Annotated in this window: 16 protein-coding genes, 1 tRNA gene and 1 pseudogene; 7 read left to right on the top strand and 11 right to left on the bottom strand. The window is 71.7% G+C overall.

Features of this window, described 5'->3' with window-relative positions; all coding sequences use genetic code 11:
* Positions 1-196: 196 nt before the first annotated feature.
* Positions 197-427 (bottom strand): hypothetical protein, encoded by a 231-nt coding sequence (locus tag ACZ4O3_RS07305; protein ID WP_467721522.1) that lies wholly within the window; start codon positions 425-427, stop codon positions 197-199.
* A 444-nt stretch (positions 428-871) separates the two neighbouring features.
* Here ACZ4O3_RS07305 and ACZ4O3_RS07300 point away from each other — a divergent pair, with 444 nt between their 5' ends.
* Together ACZ4O3_RS07300 and ACZ4O3_RS07295 are read left to right on the top strand one after the other, a co-directional pair.
* Positions 872-2,068 (top strand): MFS transporter, encoded by a 1,197-nt coding sequence (locus ACZ4O3_RS07300; protein ID WP_467721521.1) that lies wholly within the window; start codon positions 872-874, stop codon positions 2,066-2,068.
* A 363-nt stretch (positions 2,069-2,431) separates the two neighbouring features.
* Complete coding sequence (locus tag ACZ4O3_RS07295) at positions 2,432-2,662, top strand: hypothetical protein (RefSeq protein WP_467721520.1); 231 nt, start codon at positions 2,432-2,434, stop codon at positions 2,660-2,662.
* Positions 2,663-2,826: 164 nt separating this feature from the next.
* On the opposite strand, the gene ACZ4O3_RS07290 is transcribed toward ACZ4O3_RS07295, so the two are convergent.
* Both ACZ4O3_RS07290 and ACZ4O3_RS07285 read right to left on the bottom strand, forming a co-directional pair.
* The gene (locus tag ACZ4O3_RS07290) at positions 2,827-3,888 is read right to left on the bottom strand and encodes a threonine aldolase family protein (RefSeq protein WP_467721519.1); all 1,062 of its coding nucleotides are present in this window, start codon (positions 3,886-3,888) and stop codon (positions 2,827-2,829) included.
* 17 nt (positions 3,889-3,905) lie between these two features.
* A complete protein-coding gene (locus tag ACZ4O3_RS07285; RefSeq protein ID WP_467721518.1) occupies positions 3,906-4,451 on the bottom strand; it encodes a helix-turn-helix domain-containing protein in 546 nt (181 codons plus the stop codon).
* 626 nt (positions 4,452-5,077) lie between these two features.
* Here ACZ4O3_RS07285 and ACZ4O3_RS07280 point away from each other — a divergent pair.
* Positions 5,078-5,404, top strand: coding sequence for a hypothetical protein (locus ACZ4O3_RS07280; protein ID WP_467721517.1), 327 nt, complete (start codon positions 5,078-5,080; stop codon positions 5,402-5,404).
* Between the two features lie 131 nt (positions 5,405-5,535).
* Here the strand turns inward: ACZ4O3_RS07280 and ACZ4O3_RS07275 are convergent, their stop codons facing one another.
* The 4 genes from ACZ4O3_RS07275 to ACZ4O3_RS07260 form a co-directional block, all read right to left on the bottom strand.
* Positions 5,536-5,835, bottom strand: coding sequence for a hypothetical protein (locus ACZ4O3_RS07275; protein WP_467721516.1), 300 nt, complete (start codon positions 5,833-5,835; stop codon positions 5,536-5,538).
* A gap of 363 nt (positions 5,836-6,198) precedes the next feature.
* Positions 6,199-7,131: an SMI1/KNR4 family protein gene (locus ACZ4O3_RS07270; protein ID WP_467721515.1), complete on the bottom strand. Its 933-nt coding sequence runs from the start codon at positions 7,129-7,131 to the stop codon at positions 6,199-6,201.
* A gap of 179 nt (positions 7,132-7,310) precedes the next feature.
* Positions 7,311-7,384: transfer RNA gene (locus ACZ4O3_RS07265), tRNA-Met, on the bottom strand.
* A gap of 146 nt (positions 7,385-7,530) precedes the next feature.
* On the bottom strand, positions 7,531-8,475 hold the full coding sequence (locus ACZ4O3_RS07260; RefSeq protein ID WP_467721514.1) for an NADP-dependent oxidoreductase: 945 nt from the start codon (positions 8,473-8,475) through the stop codon (positions 7,531-7,533).
* A gap of 268 nt (positions 8,476-8,743) precedes the next feature.
* On the opposite strand from ACZ4O3_RS07260, the gene ACZ4O3_RS07255 reads away from it, so the two are divergent.
* Positions 8,744-9,247, top strand: coding sequence for a MarR family winged helix-turn-helix transcriptional regulator (locus ACZ4O3_RS07255; RefSeq protein ID WP_362729430.1), 504 nt, complete (start codon positions 8,744-8,746; stop codon positions 9,245-9,247).
* Positions 9,248-9,525: 278 nt separating this feature from the next.
* Here ACZ4O3_RS07255 and ACZ4O3_RS07250 read toward each other — a convergent pair whose 3' ends face one another.
* From ACZ4O3_RS07250 to ACZ4O3_RS07240, 3 genes are all read right to left on the bottom strand, one after another.
* Positions 9,526-10,512, bottom strand: a complete 987-nt coding sequence (locus ACZ4O3_RS07250) for an NAD-dependent epimerase/dehydratase family protein (RefSeq protein ID WP_467721513.1) — start codon at positions 10,510-10,512, stop codon at positions 9,526-9,528.
* A 196-nt stretch (positions 10,513-10,708) separates the two neighbouring features.
* Positions 10,709-11,335, bottom strand: coding sequence for a TetR/AcrR family transcriptional regulator (locus ACZ4O3_RS07245; protein ID WP_467721512.1), 627 nt, complete (start codon positions 11,333-11,335; stop codon positions 10,709-10,711).
* 237 nt (positions 11,336-11,572) lie between these two features.
* Positions 11,573-11,869 (bottom strand): hypothetical protein, encoded by a 297-nt coding sequence (locus ACZ4O3_RS07240; protein ID WP_467721511.1) that lies wholly within the window; start codon positions 11,867-11,869, stop codon positions 11,573-11,575.
* A gap of 93 nt (positions 11,870-11,962) precedes the next feature.
* On the opposite strand from ACZ4O3_RS07240, the pseudogene ACZ4O3_RS07235 reads away from it, so the two are divergent.
* The 3 genes and pseudogenes from ACZ4O3_RS07235 to ACZ4O3_RS07225 form a co-directional block, all read left to right on the top strand.
* Positions 11,963-12,700, top strand: a pseudogene (locus tag ACZ4O3_RS07235) (SDR family NAD(P)-dependent oxidoreductase); the annotation flags it as partial.
* Positions 12,701-13,306: 606 nt separating this feature from the next.
* Positions 13,307-14,197, top strand: a complete 891-nt coding sequence (locus ACZ4O3_RS07230) for an NAD(P)H-binding protein (protein WP_362731006.1) — start codon at positions 13,307-13,309, stop codon at positions 14,195-14,197.
* Between the two features lie 82 nt (positions 14,198-14,279).
* The gene (locus ACZ4O3_RS07225; protein WP_362731004.1) at positions 14,280-14,447 is read left to right on the top strand and encodes a hypothetical protein; all 168 of its coding nucleotides are present in this window, start codon (positions 14,280-14,282) and stop codon (positions 14,445-14,447) included.
* A gap of 39 nt (positions 14,448-14,486) precedes the next feature.
* Here the strand turns inward: ACZ4O3_RS07225 and ACZ4O3_RS07220 are convergent, their stop codons facing one another.
* Complete coding sequence (locus ACZ4O3_RS07220; protein WP_467721510.1) at positions 14,487-17,339, bottom strand: FAD-binding and (Fe-S)-binding domain-containing protein; 2,853 nt, start codon at positions 17,337-17,339, stop codon at positions 14,487-14,489.
* Positions 17,340-17,364 lie beyond the last annotated feature (25 nt).

The following is a 17,364-nucleotide window of genomic DNA, read 5'->3' as shown; positions in this document are numbered from 1 at the left end:
ATCTCCGGCGAGGGGCGGATGAAGTCGGCGAAGACGGGTCCCAGGCGTGTGTTGGGTGCGGATATCTGGAAGTACCGCTGCGGGGACCGGGGTCCGACCGTGATGCTGCCGGACACGCCGTTGGCGATGACGGGAATGCCGGCCCGGTCGAGTTCCTGGACCGCCTTCAGCGACTCGGGGCGGCTCTGGGTGATGCCTATGACCGCGGCGATTGGTCCGCGCGCTGCCGACGGATGATCATCTGTGCGATGTCCGGGTCCTTCGGCGCCGTGCGGTTGCGCGCGCCGTACTGGAAGCACTGGCCGGTGTTGGCGATGAGCAGGCGGATGGGCATCTTGTTCTGGCGGACGCCGGCGTTCAGCCGATGCTGCTGGGCGATCGCGCCGCGCAGGATCTGCAGGCCGAGCGGGGGGGTCGTCGTAGACACCCTTCTGCAGACTCAGGGGGGCGAGGAAGACCAGGGTGCGGTACCTCCCGTCGGGGAGCCGGGCGTTCTCCTCGGCGACCTGGCGTTCCAGGTCCCGCAGTTCCTTCCCCGGAGGCCCCCAGGCGTCCTCGTCCCTCCACCACAGCTCCCAAGCCCCGGACACGCGGTCATCGGCCTCCGCATCCCCGCACGGGCCCGGACGGGCGCCCGACAGCCGGACGACCGAAGAGTGCCTCTCCTCCGTTCGTTTCCGTGCACGGTTCCTCTATGCTCGAGGAGATCTTCAACCACCGTATGACATCTGCCCGGTGACGGAGTCGGCGTGGGGTGCGCGTCCCCGCTCCACGCCACCACTGGACGGCTTCAGGCGCAGCCACGGGTCGGCACCTCCGGACGCCGACGCCCCGTTCGGCGCGTCCCGCCGGGCGGCGAAAGGGATGCGTCGTGCCTTCGGCATCGGCGAACTACCGCACCTTGCTGCGCACTTCGGGTGCCGTGGCCTTCTTCCTTCCCTCTTCTGTCGGACGTCTGGGCATCGCCATGACGGGCATCGGCATCGTCTGGCTGGTGCACGCACGCACCGGGTCGTATGCCGCCGCGGGTCTCGTCACCGGCGGATTCGCCATCGCGGACGCCGTAGCCGGGCCCCAGATCGGACGCCTCGTCGACCGGTTCGGGCAAGCGCGTGTGCTTCCGTGCGCGCTGGGCGCGCATGCCGGGGCCGTGGCACTGCTGCTCGCCGGCGCCGTTCCGGACCTCGTCGCCGGGATGCTGGTCGGGGCAACCCTGCCTCAGCTCTCTGCCCTGTCCGCCGCCCGCTGGTCCGCCCTGCTGTCCGGCGAACGGGCTGCGGCGCTGCCCACCGCTTTCGCCCTGGAAGCCCTCGCCAACGGCGTGTCCTACCTGACCGGCCCGGTTCTGGTGAGCGTCCTGGGCGCGGCGGGCCATCCGGATGCCGGAACGCTGCTCGCCGCCGCGCTGGTCGTCGGCGGCGGGTTCGCCCTGTCCGCGAACCGCCGCACCATGCCGCCCCTCACCGACCGCGCGGAGGGCCGGCGTGCCCAACGGGCGCTGTTCCGCCCCGCGTTCCTGCGGCAGGTCGCGCTCGGCCTCGCACTCGGAGTGTTCTTCGGCGCGATGCAGGTGTCCGTCACCGCATACGCCGTAGGACGCGGCACACCAGGCGCGGCCGCGCCGCTCTACTTCGCCTCCAACTGCACCAGTCTGATCGGCGGTTGGGCGTACGGAGCATGGCGCCACAGCGGCTCCCCCCAGCGCCACCAAGCCGCTGCCGCCGCCGGTCTCTCCCTGGCCACCCTCCCGCTCACCGTCCTCGACACGCCTGTCGCGGTCAGCGCGACCCTCGCCCTGACCGGTCTCGCCGTGCCGGTCCTGCTGATCCTGACCACGCTCCTCACTCGGTCGGCGGTCCCGCGCGCCGTCCTCACCCAGGCGTTCACCTGGGGCAACTCCGCAAGCGCCGCAGGGTCGGCAGCCGCCGCGGCGGTCGCGGGACAGGTGGTCGACGCGGGCGGTGCGCAGGGCGGATTCGGCGTGGCGGCGGGGGCGGCGGTGACCATGACGGTCCTGGCGCTCGGCGGCCTGAAGGGGTCGCCGGAGGCGGATGACGAACGAACCTGACACGGTCCGAGGGCAGCCACCGGCAGGAGGCGTGCGGCTGCGTCGCGCCGACCGCCGCCCCGCACTTCGCCCGACCTTACACAGATGACCCCGGTGCGATGCACGACCTCATCAGGTGTACATCAACGGCCTTGCCGATCTGGGCAGTTCCGTGGGCACCGAGGGTTGCATCGAGCAGATCTCCGGAGTGGCCGCCGCGCTCGGCGAGGCACTCGTGCAGGACTACGACGGCACCCTGCGGATCGCACCGGCGTGGCCGGCGGGCTGGGACGTCAGCGGCACCGTCGCGGTGCGGGGCAACACCAGGGTGAGCGTGCAGGTGCGGGGCGGCAGCCTGGCTCCACCAGCGCCGGCACCTTCAACGTGCCGGCCGTATCCGGCCAGTCCTACCTGGTGGAGCCGGTCGCGGCCCCCACCACCGCGCTGCCCTACGCACAGGTCTCCGGCTCCCCCGCGACCACCGCCAGGCATCTGGGTGCCGCGCAGATCGGCATCGACGGCGGCGGCACGCCCGGCACCGGCTCCGTCGTTTCCTCAAGGCGCACGCCAACGGCGACTACGTCACCGCCGAGAACGCCGGTGCCGCTCCCCTGATCGCCGACCGCACCGCCATCGGCCCATGGGAGGAGTTCGATCCGGTCAACGGCTGAGGGCGCTCGCCCACCGCCCTCGTGCCTGTCACGGGGCTCGGGACGAGGGCTGTAGGACGGCGACGAGCCGACCAGGTTCTCCGATACGCCTGCGGGAGACCCCAGGGTTCAGGCACTGTGGCGGCGGACGGCGTCGAGGAGCTGGTCGATGTCCTCGGTGGTGTGGGAGAAGGCGGTGACGAAGCGGACGATGCCTTCTTCCCAGCGGTCGTGGTAGAAGGCGTAGCCCTCGGCGAGGAGCCCCTCGGTGACGTGCGCGGGGAGGCGGCAGAAGAGGATGTTGGCCTGCGGGGTGGCCAGGAGCCCGATGCCGGGGATGGCCTTGAGGCCGTCGCCGAGACGGGTGGCCATGGCATTGGCCCGGCGGGCGTTGCGCAGCCACAGGTCGTCGGTGAGGTAGGCATCGAGCTGGGCGGTCTGGAAGCGCATCTTGGAGGTGAGCTGGCCGCCACGCTTGGTGCGGAAGGCGAGTTCGTCGGCGAGGGCCGGGTCGAAGGAGACGATGGCGTCGGCGGTCATCGCGCCGTTCTTGGTGGCGCCGAAGGACAGGACGTCGATGCCGGCTTTCCAGGTCATCTCGGCCGGGGTGACGCCGAGGTGAACGAGGGCGTTGGCGAACCGGGCACCGTCCATGTGCGTGCGCAGGCCCGCTTCCTTGGCGATGGCGGACAGCTCGCGGATCTCGGCGACGCTGTAGACACTGCCGCTCTCGGTGGCCTGACTGATGCTCATCACCGAGGGCTGCATGCTGTGCACGTCGCCGGCGCGGCGACCGACTGCCGTCCGCAGGGCGTCGGGGTCGAGCTTGCTGTCGTCACCGGCCAGGCCGACCAGCTTGGCACCGCCGGTGAAGAATTCGGGAGCGCCGCATTCGTCGTGGTGGATGTGGCTGTCGCGGTGGGCCAGGACGCTGCCCCACGGCGGGGTGAGGGCGGCCAGGGCCAGACCGTTGGCGGCGGATCCGGTGGAGACGGGGAAGACGCCGACCTCGCGTTCGAAGACTTCGGCGAGCTTGTTGCGGGCCCGGGCGGTGAAGGGGTCGTTACCGTACGGGAGGACCTGCCCGAGGGCGGCGTCGGCGACGGCCTGGGCTATCCGTGGGGAGGCGCCGGCCATGTTGTCGCTGCTGAAGGAGAGGCCGGAGGGGGTGGTGCCGGGAGCGGTGCTCATGTGAGGGTCCTCGTGGTTCAGGTGCTGAGGGGTGAGGCGAAGACGACGGTGATGTCCACGGCCTCGGCGCCGGTGCGGTAGAAGTGCGGGGCGTCGCCGGCGAAGGCGAGCATGTCGCCTGGTCCGAGGTCTTGCGGGGCGTCGACGGGGCCGGCGGTCACGGACCCGCTGGAGATGATCAGGTGCTCGATCGTGCCGGTGGCGTGGGGCACGCCGGCCAGCTCGGTCTCGGGCCGGATCCGCAGGCGCCAGATCTCCAGGCTGTTGCCGCTGCTGATCCGGCGCAGCAGTTCGCGGGTGACCTCGCCGGGCTCGGCGTCCGTACCCGGCCGGTGGACCGGCCCGGTGTCCGCGTCCCGTGCCAACAGGTCCGCGATCGGAATCCGCAGGGCGATCGCGATCGCGTCCAGCGTGTCGATCGTCGGGTTGCCCCGGCCCGCCTCCAGCTGCGAGAGCGTGGCCTTGCTCAGCCCGGCGCGCCGGGCCATCTCCGCCGCGCTCATCCCTCGCTGCTGGCGGCGCAGCCGGATCTTCGCCCCGACGGCGGCGGAGGTACTGCTCACCGGAGGGCGGGCAGGTGGCGGGGGTGTCATCGGTGATCCCCGTCAGTGCATGAATGAACCATACGTTCACTATAACGTACGCGCCGATCCATTGAACCCAGCGTTCATTTTACCGAACGAACGACCCGACCTGCTTCGTCCGCCGGCCACCGTGAGGGCTGCGGGTCTGACTGGGTTCGGGGCGGACAACTGACGGACGACCAGGTCAGGGCCGCGATCCCGGCAGTCCTCGACGACGGCAGCCCGGAGGCTCTGCGGTGCTTCCGGACGATCGGCGGTACGAGATCGACGACTGACAACCGCGGAAACCCAACCGCTCAGAGCGGGCCGGGCCTCGCCCGGCCCGGCAACACCGCAGCCGCCTTCCGCAGCACCCCCGGCGGTCGCGCCGCGCCGGCTGCGGGCTTGAGCGAGTGTCAGGTCCATCATGCCTGCTCGGACGCGGTTTGCGGTAGGACCGAGCGCACGTCCACTCAGGCTTGTCCGGGGTGGTCGCCCGCCCGCACACTCGTCGTCATCCACTCTCCGACGTCTGTGTCGGCATCCCCTCTCGGGTGCCGACACGTTCGTCGTGCTGTCCCGTCGTGGGACGGGTGCAGGCGGGAGTGAGGAACGGAGGGGGAACGATGGATCAGGACATCGTCATGCGGGCGAGGGTCCAGTTGCTCAGTGCCAACCGGCGGGTGGTACGCGGCACCGAGGGCCTGCGGATCTACCGCCTGCTCACGCAGGTCCAACCGGAGGTGTACGGGTCGAAGCTCGCGTACGTTCTGGTAGAGGCAAGCCTCTCACCTCTGGTGCAGGAGCTGCCCGAGCAGCGGCTGGCACTGTTGGACGAGGCCGTCGCGGTGGCCTCGGCCCTGCGCACCGCGAATCCGTACCGAGCCGAGGTACTGGCGAAGGCGCTCGCCGCCAGGCGGGAACTTGAGGGCCGGCAGAGGCGGGGAATGTAGGGCAGATGCCCGTCTGCCGCAGGCGCCCCCGGGGCTTCCATGAGGGATCGGGCGCCTGCGGCGCGGGAGGCTCCATGTGACGGGTCCCCCGTGCGACCGTCGACCGTGCCATCGACTCGCCTTCGCATCCGTCACGGAGCCACTGGTTCTCCCGATGCGTCCGAACACGACCGCCGAAGGAACGCGAAGGCCACGTCAGCAGCGTCGGCAGGGCACAGCCGCACGACAGTGGTCCGGTTCGGCATGGTGATGACGTAATGCCGGGCCGGACAGGAGAGGTCTCCCCAGCTTTCCCGGGCATGGGCGCGCATCAGGACCCGGCCGCATCGCGTGCGGGTGATCCAGGGGACGAGAACGAGGCCGGCCAGGTCCGGTTCGACCGCGCTCACAGCCTCGGGGACGGTGCTCGCGTCGCCTTCGGTCAGCTTCACGGGGCCCGGGTATGCCCTCGTCAGCGCAGTGGAGGATGCGAGGCGTGAGTGCCTCCCGCTCACCCCAGGTCTCTGCGAGTACGGAGATCTGGGCCCTGACGGTCCCGCTGATCGGCACCTGGTGGCCGAGGAGGCCGGAGACGAGCAGGCCGAGCCCCGCCTCCTGCTCTCCGATGTCCCAGCAGTCGTTGACTTCCCGGGCTCCGGCCTCCGGCAGCAGAGCGGCCGGCCGGTTCCGGACAGCAGCGTCGTCGGTCACCTCGCAGACGCTACCGGCCGAGGCTGACACCCAGGCTCCGCCCAGCACCGGCCGGACCTGTTTTCGCTGAGCCGCTGACGTCCATCCCAGACCTGGGCGCGGTGTCACGTCATGTTGAGCGCTCTCTCGATGGAGTCGCGCACCGCCTCGTCCGTCTCGTCGGCCAGGTGCCGGCCGAGGATCTCTCGTCGCGGGGCGGGCAGCCCCCACCCTTCCGGCGTGCGCGTCGTCATCAGGATGGCCGCGAGGGAGCGGATGCCGGGGACCGGATCGGCGAGTGCCGAGGCGAGCAGATCTCGGCCGGGTTCCCCCTGGGCGGCCAGGGCACGGAGAATCGCTTCCCGGACGGCTGGATGAGTCTCGGTGGTCAGTGCCCGCAGCAGCGTGCCGAGCAGGTCGGTGCCCGGCTCCGGGTGAGTGATGAACGTGCAGGCGGCGGCTCTCCGTCTGGTCGCGAGTCCGTCTTCCAGGAGCGTGGCCGCAAGCCGCACCTCGTCGCCGGACATTTGATCGGCGAACCAGGTGAGGTCCCGGTGCCCGGTCAGGACGAAGTCGAGCCACCGCTCGTACCAGGACAGGAAGTCGGAGTCGGTGTGAAAACGGGGGGCGAAGAACCCCTCCCTGTTGACCTCGACCAGGCGCCCGCGCCCAGGGCCTGTGACGACAAGCAGCGTGAAGTCGCTGCAGCCCCGGTAGACGACCGTGATGGTGCCGGGGAACGTGCCCGTGAACTCGTCTCGGCCAGCGGGCCCTTGCGGAACGTCCAGGTCGGGGACGATCGGGAACGACTCGGCGAGCGGTCCCACGCCGGGCTGCCGGCCGACCCACTGCTCCATCGGCAGCAGGCCGTGGGTGGGACCGTATCCCCCGTGGCCGATCCGGGTGAGGAACTGGCGGAATTCCTCGGGCAGTCGGATGCCATGGCCCTCCTCGAACTCCGAGAGCTGTGCTTCGGTGAGCGGGGGGCCGAGGACGGCCTTCTCCGTCTCCGGCAGCGCGGCGAGTTTGGTGTGGATCCGGCTGATCCTGGCGTTCACCGGTACGTCTTCTCAGGTGGGACGAAAGTTCGAGACGACCATAGCGTGGTGAGCCTGCCGCAGCTGTGAAGGGCGTGCGCTCAGTGCGCGTGCACCCGCAGAGGCCGACGGCCGCGCCTCGGAGTCGGCTTGACGTACGTTCGGCCCCCTCGGCTTGCGCCGAGGGGGCCGAACTGTCGTAGCGGGAGCCGGATTTGAACCAGCGACCTCTGGGTTATGAGCCCAGCGAGCTACCGAGCTGCTCCACCCCGCGTCGATGACCCCATCCTACGCGATGCGGAACAGCGTCGCCGGGAATTACAGGTTCGCTGTCGTGCCGGCCGCGTCGGGGCCGGCACGACGGCGATGTCGGCATCCGGACCGAGTGCCGTGGCCGCTTCCTCCGGTGAAGGATCGGCGTCAGCCGGCGGACGGGACGACGACGACCTTGCCGTGCACCGCGCCCTCGGCGGCTCGTGCGTGCAGCGACGCCAGCTCGGCCAGCGGCACCCGCTCGGCGACGTCGACGCGCAGCTCGCCGCGGTCGATCAATTCCACCAACTGTGCCAGTTGCCCGGCATCGCTGCGGACGAACAGGTCGATGCCCCGCACGCCGCGCTCCTCGTCGCCGGGGGCGGGCATCCACACCGTGGTGTTCACGACGACCCCGCCGGAACGGACCAGAGTGGCCAACGCGGCCAGCTCGGCCGGGTCGACCGGTGCGAGGTTGAGCGCGATGTCGACCGGCTCGGTCACCACGGTGGTCACGCTGGTGGTGGTGCGGTCGATGACCTCGTCGGCGCCGGCCGCCCTGACCGCATCGCCGCTGCGGTGGCTGGCTGTGGCGATGACGTGGGCACCGGCGTTCTTGGCCAGCTGCACGGCATAGCCGCCGACCGCACCGCCGGCGCCGTTGATCAGCACGCGCTGCCCGGCCGTCAGCTTGCCGTGGTCGAACAGCGCCTGGTACGCGGTCAGGCCCACCACCGGCAGCGCGGCGGCGTCGGCCAGCGGGACGCTCTTCGGCGCCGGGGCCAGGATCTCGGCCGGGGCCAGAACGTACTCCGCGGCGGCTCCGTCGCCGTCCATCGGCAGGAAGGCGACAACGTCGTCGCCGACCTCGACGCCGTGCACGCCCTCACCGAGCGCGTCGACCGTGCCGGCGACGTCGATACCGGGGGTGTGCGGCAGCACCACCGGGATGGGGCCGCGCATGAAGCCGCCGCGGATGTTGCCGTCCACGGAGTTGAACGACGTCCCGGCGACGCGGATGCGGACCTCTCCGGCTCCGGGGGCGGGCTGTTCGACATCCTCGAAGCGCAGGACGTCGGGGTCGCCGTACTCGTGGAAACGCACTGCCTTCATCAGAGTCCCGCTTTCACGTCAGGGTAATTGCTTCGAACTCGAAGCAATTAGGGAACACGCTACTGCTACTTCGAATTCGAAGCAAGTGCCCTCGGTCACCTCCGGTCCACCCTCGTCGGCGCCATGAGCCCGGCGGTGACCACAGGTACCGGGCTCCACGCGCAGGGGCTCGTCCCGACACCGGGTTCCTGGCGCCACACCGGGCGCCCGTCGCGGCCCGGACGGCGGCGTACCACACTCTTCGAATTCGAAGCAGTAGACTCCGGCCATGCATGATTCGCCGCCTTCGCTCGACCCCGTGCAGCTCGGCGCCTACTTCGACCTCATCGAGGTGACCAGCCTGCTCCGGCACGCGGTCGAACAGCAGCTGCGCGAGGCCGGCGATCTCAGCTACGTACAGTTCCAGCTGCTGGCCCGGCTCGGTGACTCGCCGACGGGCAGTCACCGCATGACCGACCTGGCGGACGGCGTCGTCTACAGCCGCAGCGGCCTGACCTACCAGGCCGGTTCGCTCGAGAAGGCGGGCCTGGTCGTGCGCGCTCCTTCCGCGGACGACGAGCGGAGCATCACGGTCACCATCACGGATGCCGGGCGCGCACTGCTCGCACGGGTACTGCCCGGCCACATCGAGGTGGTCAGCGGCCTGCTGTTCGAACCGCTCTCCCGCGACGACGTCGAGACCCTCGCCCGCCTGCTGGCGCCGGTGCGCGACCACATGCGCTCGACGCCACCACGCTCGGCGGGGCCTCGCCGCCGCAAAGACAAGGAGTAGGGACCAGGCCGGTGGTCAGGGGGCATCCACACTGCCGCGTTCGCGGTAGACGCGATGTCCGCGGTGGGGCAACGACGTGAGGCGGGCGCTCGGGGAGGGCAGCGCCATGCCGGGCATCGAGGCCCACCAGGCGTACGGCCTTGATCCGGCAGCGCTTCCCCGGCTCGACGAACGTCTCTTCGTCACCCCGCTCACCGTGAAGACCCGCACCGACCGGGCGATACGGCGTGCGCCAGTGCTGATGCTCAGGTGCGCGAGACCGGTCCAGCGCCCGGTCGTCAGCCGAGGGCGTCGAGCAACTCGCGCTCGCGCCGCGCGCTGAGGCCTGCGCGCCTTTCCCGGTCCAGCCCCTGCTCGCGTTCCCAGCGCAGCGTGTCGGCGAGCACCTGCGCCCGGGGCCGGTGGCGCAGTCCGGCAGCGCACGCCGAAGACCCGTCCCGGGCCGACCACCCTTCCCAGCCCGGCTCGACCAGCCACATCGCCAGCGACTCGGACCCCATGTACTGGGCCACGCCGTTGGCGAGCAGCCACGCCGGTTCGGCGGTGACCACCGGACCGGTGTGACCGCCCGCCGCGCGGGAAAGGTCGATCCACTCCTCGAACGGAACGACCGGGCCGACGGCGTTGTACGTGCCGGTGACCCCCGTCTCCGCGGAGTCGAGCAGCCAGGAGGTGAGGTCCCGCACGTCGATCACCTGGGTGGGCACGGCCGGTGTGTCGGGGACCAGCATCGGTCCTCGCGGATCGCGTGCGGCGCGGGCGGCCCAGTAGCCGGAGCGCCCGCTGTGATCGCCCGGGCCGCCGATGAGCCCGGCTCGTGCGATGAGGAGGCGGTCGCCCACAGCGGCCGTCGACGCCTGCTCGCAGGCGACCTTCGCCTCGCCGTACAACTCCCGGTCGGCCTCGCTCCGGTCGGTCGGGGCGAGCAGGGCCGCCGACTCGTCCGCCCCCGGCGTGGCGTGGGAGGCGTAGGCGTTGCCGGACGAGACGTACGCCCAGTGCCCGGCCTTGCCGCCCAGCGCGTCGAGCGCCCCACGGACGAATCCCGGTTGCCATGACACCTCGACGACCGCGTCCCACACGCGGTCGAGCAGGGGCTCGTAGGCGGACGGGTCGCACCGGTCGGCGGCGACCAGTACCGCTCCGTCCGCGACTTCTCCGCTCTCGCCACGCGCGAGGCAGGTCACCCGGTGCCCGCGTTCGATCGCCTGCCTCGACAGCTCCCTGGCCACCCATGCCGTTCCACCCAGAACCAGGATCTCCATGCCGACACACAAGCACCCGGACCACCGCCCGGCCAGGCGGATTCGCTGACAGCAGAGGGCCAGCCGTATGGCTTCGGAGAAGGGCGGGCAGGTCCGGCCGACCGGAGATCCGCCCGGGACCCCTTGTCGCGCGCTTCGCCGCCGACCGCCGGATCAGATCCGCCGCGCGGCTGCGTGGTCGTACCCCGCTGGACGGTCAGCGTTCCGCGGCGAACGACTCGATGTAGGCGAGGGCTCCGTACAGCGCGTCGCGCAGGGGTGTGGACTCGCCGGCCGCCTGGTCCAGCAGCGCTCCGCCCTGGAACGCGGCGGCGAGCAGGTGGGCGAGCGCGGCCGGGTCGGCCTCCGGCCGCAGTTCGCCGCGCTCACGCATCTTGTTCAGGCCCCGCCTGAACAGTGCCTGCCACCTCTCGAACCCGTCGGCCACCGCGTCCCGGTGGGAGGCCTCGTTCTTGACGATCTCGGCGGCCAGGGAGCCGAACGTGCAGCCGCCGCGCAGCATGTCCTGCGAGGCGATGTAGGAGTCGGCCCATCGGTGCAGGGCGGCGAAGCTGTCCAGCTCGCCCAGTTCGGGTGCCTGGTGGCGGGCGACGATGTTGTCGGCCTGCCAGGCGAGCACCGCGCGGACCAGGGACTCCTTGGTGGGGAAGTGGCGCGTGAGCTGCGAGCCGCTGACCCCGGCGGCCTCCCGGATCTGCTCGTTGCTGGTGTTCTGCGCGCCGTGTTCGTAGATCAGCTCGGCGGCTGCCCTGACGATGCGTTCGCGGGTGGCCAGCCCCTTGGCGGTCAGCTTCTGACCCGACACTTCGCTGGTGGTGGTCATGACGACCACCGTACAACAGAAAGGGGCTTGACAACCCATTCCTCGGGAGGTTCTCTGGAGGCCAGCTAAAAAGGGTTGCCAAGCCCATTTCTCCGGAGAGGCGGACGGGATGTCCACACAGGCTGCACCGCGGACGGTCGCTCGGCCTGCTCCAGCCGAGCTTCCCCAGGGTCGGTCCGCGGGCCGGCGTGGGCGTGATCGCGGCTTCGGCGGGTCCACCTGTCGGGGGCCTGCTCGTCACCCCGGACCGGCGGTGGATCTCCGCGGGAGGCTGAAGTGCCAGACCTCCTGCATGAACAGAGCGGTCCTGAGGAGGACGACGGCGAGGCCGGCGGAGAACAGGAACAGGGCCACGGCGGCGGCGAACGGCCTGCCGGCGAACACCTGCCTCTCGGTCACCGGCGCCCTGGCGTGCAGGGTGGGTTCGAGGACCGCGGCGGCGGCCACGGCCGCTGCCGCGAACAGAGCCGGGGTGCGGACGTCCGTCCAGTCCCACCCGGGCCCCTGGGCGGTGGCGAACACCAGCAGGCTCACGGCCGGCAGCAGTGCTGGGGCGGGCGGGCGTCTCCATCGCCCCGGCGCCCCTGACCTCGATCGCCTTCGCCTAGAGCGCGGGCCCCCGCGGGCCACCAGGTGGTCGCGACCGCCAGGAGCGCCGAAACCGTCCGCGAGCGGTTCCCGGCCGTCGACTTCCCGTCCGTCGACGACGCGCTGCTCACCATGGCGCTGGACGTGACCGACCCGCAGAGCATCCAGGCGGCCGTCGACGCGGCGGTCGACCGGTTCGGCCGGATCGACGTCCTGGTCAACGACGCCGGCACCGGACTGCTCGCCGCCGTCGAGGAGTCCGACGACGCCGCGGTCCGCGCGGTCTACGAGACCAACGTGTTCGGCCCGCTCGCCGTCCAGCGCGCCGCGCTGCCGGTACTGCGCCGCCAGCGCGCCGGCCACGTGATCAACATCAGCTCCATCGTGGGCTTCGCCACCGCGCCCGGCTGGGGCATCTACGCCTCCACGAAGTTCGCCGTCGAAGGCTTCACCGAGACCCTCCACACCGAACTGGCCCCCCTCGGCATCCACGTGACACTCGTCGAACCGGGCTTCTTCCGGACCGACTTCCTCGACCCCGCCAGCCTGCACACCGGCCCTGACACGATCGACGACTACGCGCCCACCGCCGGGGCGATGCGTACGACCGCCGCGAGCCTGAACCACGCCCAGCCCGGCGACCCGGCCAAGGCCGCGCGCGCCATCGTCGAACTGGCCGCCACCCCCGAACCGCCCCTGCGCCTCCCGCTCGGCACCGACACCCTGCCCGCCTTCGACGACAAGCTGGACACCTTCCGCAAGGAGATGGGCGCCTGACGGCACGTCGCCCTCGCCACCGATCACGACTAGGACGTTTCGTCTCTGACGCCTGATCAGCGGATGATGAAGCCAGCGGGGCATCCGAATCACGCCCGCCCCCCCTGGCACAACCGGAAGGCTGGGCGCCCTTCGGTGACGAGCGTGACCCTGCCCGGGTGGTCGCGTTCGGTGACGCCATGGTCGCGATCGCCGTCACGGTGCTCGTTCCGGAGGCGGGGATTGCTACTGGGTCAACGGCGGCGACTGGCGGCAGCAGGAGGAGCGGGACGTCAGGGACTTCGACGTCGCACTCGACGCAGCAGGCGAGTACGCCCATGCCATGAGTCAGGTGTCAGGTGTCAGCGAGCTTCGTTTCTGGTGCTGTGGAAGTCCGGGCATTGCTGGCCGAAGAGCAGGCTGCGGACGGAGACGACCAGGTCGTCCGCCTCTTGCGAACCGGCCGCCTCGCGGCTCAGGGCGGCCCGGGGCATTCTCGTAGTGGTGGGCCAGCGGGCCGTCGCACGGCCGGAGGAGACAGGGTGTCACTCCCCCGCCAGGCGTGCCAGACGTGATCGTCAGCGCGACCGTCCCGACCGACGCCGGCCCCGGACGAGGGAAAACCCCATGCCGGAGAAGAAGCACGCCACCGTGGCGGTCACCGGAGTGACCGGGGCGCTGGGTGGCCGGATCGCGCCCCGCCTCGCCGGTCGTGGCGTTCCCCTGCTGCTCGTAGGGCGCAGGCCGGACCGGATGCCCGACCTGCCGGGTGCGCAGCGACGGGGTCCGGCCGCCTACGGCGATGCCGCCGCCATGCGCACGGCCCTGGTGGGAGCGTCGACCCTCGTCCTGGTCTCCGGACACCGCACGGGGCGTCGTCTTGAGGAGCACGCCATGGCGGTCGAGGCAGCGGCCGCGGTCGGCGTCGACCGGGTCCTGTACGTGTCCCTGGTCGGCGCCTCGCCCATCGCCACCTACACCAACGCGCGGGACCAGTGGACAACCGAACAGTTCCTGGCCGGCGCCGGGATCCGCCACACCGTGCTGCGGGCGGGCATCTACACGTCGACACCGGCCGCCCTCGCCGACGAGGAGTTCGTCGTGAGCGGCCCCGCGCGCACCGGACGCGCCGCGTTCGTCACCCACGAGGACATCGCCGACGTGATCACCGCCGTCGCGCTCGACGACGGTCCTCGTTCCGAGTACGACGGCGCGATCCTGGAGATCACCGGACCCGAGGCGCTGACCCTCGACGAATGCGTGGCACGGATCGCCGCCGCCACCGGTCGGCCGTACCGCTTCGAGTCGGAGACCTTCGAGGAAGCCTTCGCCCGGCGCTGGCGGCGCGGCATGAGCGGCGAACAGATCGAGACCTGGATCTCGTGGTACCAGGCGATCGAACGCGATGAGGTCTCCGTGGTCACCGACGTCGTCCCCCGGCTCACCGGACGGCCGGCCACGCCGGTGCCGAACGCGGCGTGGTGGCCGTCACCCCACACGGCACGTGGCGTGGCCTGACTCGCCTGACTCCGTCCCGAGGTGCGGCGTACCCCGTTCGGCCGCACGATGGACATGGCCGGCACGCGGCCAAGGAAAGGCCATGACCGCCAGCTTTCGGGGAGGCGTCGTGATCTTGATTGCTCTGCTCGCCCCACTGGTTCCGCTGCTCCTCCTGTTCGGGCTGCCCATACTGGAGGACCGCCTGTTCCCGCCGCCGCCTCCCGTCCAGGAGGCCGCGGATCTGGCGGAAGCGGCCGACGACGACTGACGCCCAGCCCCTGGAGCGCGGTGCCCGGGCAGGACCGCCTCAGGCGGTCGCCTCGTCCAGCAGTTCGAGCACATGCCGGTAGGGGTGACCTGTGGCGCGGGTCATCCCCATCTCGCAGGTGCGGTTGCAGGAGGCGTACGCGTCGTACGTGCCGGCCTTTATCTCGGCGGCCTGGGCGGCGGTGGCCCTCGCGGTGATCTCCGGGTGCAGCAGGCCGCGGTCCCCGGCGAAGGCGCAGCAGCCCCAGTTGTCGGGCACGGTGACGTCGTCGCTCACGGCAGCGGCCACGGAACGCAGGGCGCCGTCGATGCCCAGGTGGACGGTGGAGCAGGTGGGGTGCAGGGCGAGGCTGCTCATACGGCGGGGCTCGGGCAGGGCGGGCAGCAGGTGCTCGGCGGCGAAGACGACGCTGTCGACGAAGCGCAGGGCGGCGAATCGGACCCGGTCGGGCTCCGGGAGGCTGTCCGGCAGCTGTTCCAGGCCGTGCGTACAGGAGGAGGCGTCGCACACCACCGGCAGCCGGCCGTGGTCGCTGGCCTGCCACAGCGCCTCCAGCGTGCGGGCCGCCATGGTGCGGTGCCCGTCGGTGTAACCCTTGGACTGCCAGGGCGTGCCGCAGCACAGCCCGGCCAGTTCGCCTGGCACGGTGACCTGGACGCCGGCGCGTTCACACAGGCGCAGGAACGCGGCGGACACACCGCCGGTGGTGCCCTCGGGGGCGAAGACGCTGCCGATGCAGGCGGCGAAGAACACCGCCTGCGGCTCGGCGGGCCGCCGGGGCGCGGGGCGGGCCGGACCGCCACGCGGGATGTCGTCGGCCCACGCGGGCACCAGCTCCCCCGTGCCGAGCCGGCGTACCGCGCCGGTGGCGGCGCGCAGGGCGGGAGCGGGCAGCACGTGCGCGGTGTTGAGCGCCGCCCGTACGCCCTTGACCGCGGTTCCCCAGTGCCGGGCCGTCGCGTTCCCGGCGCGCTGCGCGGTGGCGCTGTGCCGGTCGGCGCGCAGTCGCTTCATGACGGCGCCGGTGTCGATCGTGACCGGGCAGGCGGTGACGCACAGGCTGTCGGCGGCACAGCTGTCGACGGCCGCGTAGGTGTAGTCGGCTTCCAGTGCCCGGCGGCGTTCGTCGTCACCGGCGGCGGTGGCCAGGGCGATCTCGCGCTGCAGGGCGATGCGCTGCCGGGGTGTCGTGGTGGCGTCGGCGGTGGGGCAGACGGGCTCGCAGTAGCCGCATTCCACGCATGCGTCGACGGCGGGGTCGACCTCGGGGACGCTCTTGAGGCTGTGCAGGTGTGCGGCCGGGTCGTCCGCCAGGAGCACGCCCGGGCTGAGTACGCCGTGCGGGTCGCACAGCTGCTTCAACTCCCGCATGACGCCGTACAGTTCGTCGCCGTACTGGCGGCGGACGAAGGGGGCCATGGCCCGGCCGGTGCCGTGCTCGGCCTTGAGCGTTCCGCCCGCGTCCAGGACGAGGTCGACCATGGCGTCGGTGAACCGGGCGTAGCGCTCGGTCTCCTGGACGGAGTCGAAGTCCTGGGTCAGCATGAAGTGCAGGTTGCCGTCGCGGGCGTGGCCGAAGATCACCGCGTCCTGGTAGCCGTGCCGGTCGAAGAGACCGATGAGACCCTCGCAGGTACGGGTCAGGCGTTCCATCGGTACCGCGATGTCCTCCAGCAGCGCGGTCGTCCCGGGACGGCGGGCCCCGGCGACAGCCGTGTAGAGGCCCTTGCGCAGATGCCAGAGCCGGGCCCGGACGCGCGGGTCGCGCACCAGTGAGGTACCGGTGACCGCGGGCAGGCGGTCCAGGACCGGTCGGGCCGCGGCGACCCGTGCCGCCAGCGCCTCGGCGTTGTCCTCGGCGAACTCGACCAGGAGGGCGGCGTGCCGCTCGACACGCAGCCCGCGCACCTCGTCCACCGGGTCGGGTGCCTGCTGCGCCACCCGCAGCGAGGCGGCGTCGAGGAGTTCGGCGGTCCGGGCGCCTGCGGCCAGCAGTGCGGGCAGCGCGTCGGTGGCCTCGGCGAGGCCGGGCAGCACCAGCAGCCCGGTCGCCGTGTGCGGCAGGAGCGGGACGGTGCGGAAGACGGCCTCGCCGACGAAGCCGAGGGTGCCCTCGCTGCCGATCATCAGATGGGCGAGCATGTCGGCCGGATCGCTGTGGTCCAGGAAGGAGTTGAGGCCGTAGCCCATGGTGTTCTTCATCGCGAACAGCCGCTCGACGGTGGCCCGTGAGGCGGCGGAGTCGCGGATCCGGTCGCGCAGCCGGAGCAGCCCGGCGTGGAGTTCCGGTTCGCGGGCGCGCAGCGCCTGGTCCGCGTCCGGGGCCGCGGTGTCGACCACGGTGCCGGAGGGCAGGACGAACTGGATCGACTCCATCGTCCGGTAGGCGTTGTCCTGGGTGCCGCAGTTCATGCCGCTGGAGTTGTTGGCGACCAGGCCCCCGATGGTGCAGGCGGACTCGCTCGCCGGGTCGGGGCCGAGCCGGCGCCCGTACCGGGTCAGCCGCGCGTTGGCCTGACGTACCGTCAGTCCTGGTTGCAGGCGGATCCGCAGCCCGTCGTCGAGGACCGTCGCGGAGCGCCAGTGGCTGCGGACGTCCACGAGGATGCCGTCGCCACCCGCCTGCCCCGCCAGGCTGGTGCCGCCCGAGCGCAGCGTCAGCGGCAGTCCTGCCCTGCGGGCCCCCGCCATCAGGGCGCCGACCTCGGCGGCGGACGCGGCGCGCACGACTGCCTGCGGTGTGAACAGGTACGGCGACGCGTCGTGGGCCGCGGCGACCCGGCGCGGTACCTCGGTGCTCACGCGGGCCGGGTCGCTGACGCACGCGGCCAGGAGTTCGGCCAGGTCCGCGGACCTGTCGGCGGCAGGGGGTGTGACGGCGGTGGCGCTCATGGGTCCTGGTCCTCGCTCCTGCGGT

The organism is Streptomyces sp. NPDC026515 (assembly GCF_055567595.1).
Note: the sequence above shows the minus strand (reverse complement) of the source record. Positions and strands in the feature narration are given on the sequence as shown.

Coding starts and splice junctions, on each gene's coding strand:
- ACZ4O3_RS07290 (WP_467721519.1), bottom strand. CDS start 3,888: ATGAGCACCGCTCCCGGCACCACCCCCTCCGGCCTCTCCTTCAGCAGC.
- ACZ4O3_RS07280 (WP_467721517.1), top strand. CDS start 5,078: ATGGATCAGGACATCGTCATGCGGGCGAGGGTCCAGTTGCTCAGTGCC.
- ACZ4O3_RS07260 (WP_467721514.1), bottom strand. CDS start 8,475: ATGAAGGCAGTGCGTTTCCACGAGTACGGCGACCCCGACGTCCTGCGC.
- ACZ4O3_RS07255 (WP_362729430.1), top strand. CDS start 8,744: ATGCATGATTCGCCGCCTTCGCTCGACCCCGTGCAGCTCGGCGCCTAC.
- ACZ4O3_RS07250 (WP_467721513.1), bottom strand. CDS start 10,512: ATGGAGATCCTGGTTCTGGGTGGAACGGCATGGGTGGCCAGGGAGCTG.
- ACZ4O3_RS07245 (WP_467721512.1), bottom strand. CDS start 11,335: ATGACCACCACCAGCGAAGTGTCGGGTCAGAAGCTGACCGCCAAGGGG.
- ACZ4O3_RS07230 (WP_362731006.1), top strand. CDS start 13,307: ATGCCGGAGAAGAAGCACGCCACCGTGGCGGTCACCGGAGTGACCGGG.
- ACZ4O3_RS07225 (WP_362731004.1), top strand. CDS start 14,280: ATGACCGCCAGCTTTCGGGGAGGCGTCGTGATCTTGATTGCTCTGCTC.
- ACZ4O3_RS07220 (WP_467721510.1), bottom strand. CDS start 17,339: ATGAGCGCCACCGCCGTCACACCCCCTGCCGCCGACAGGTCCGCGGAC.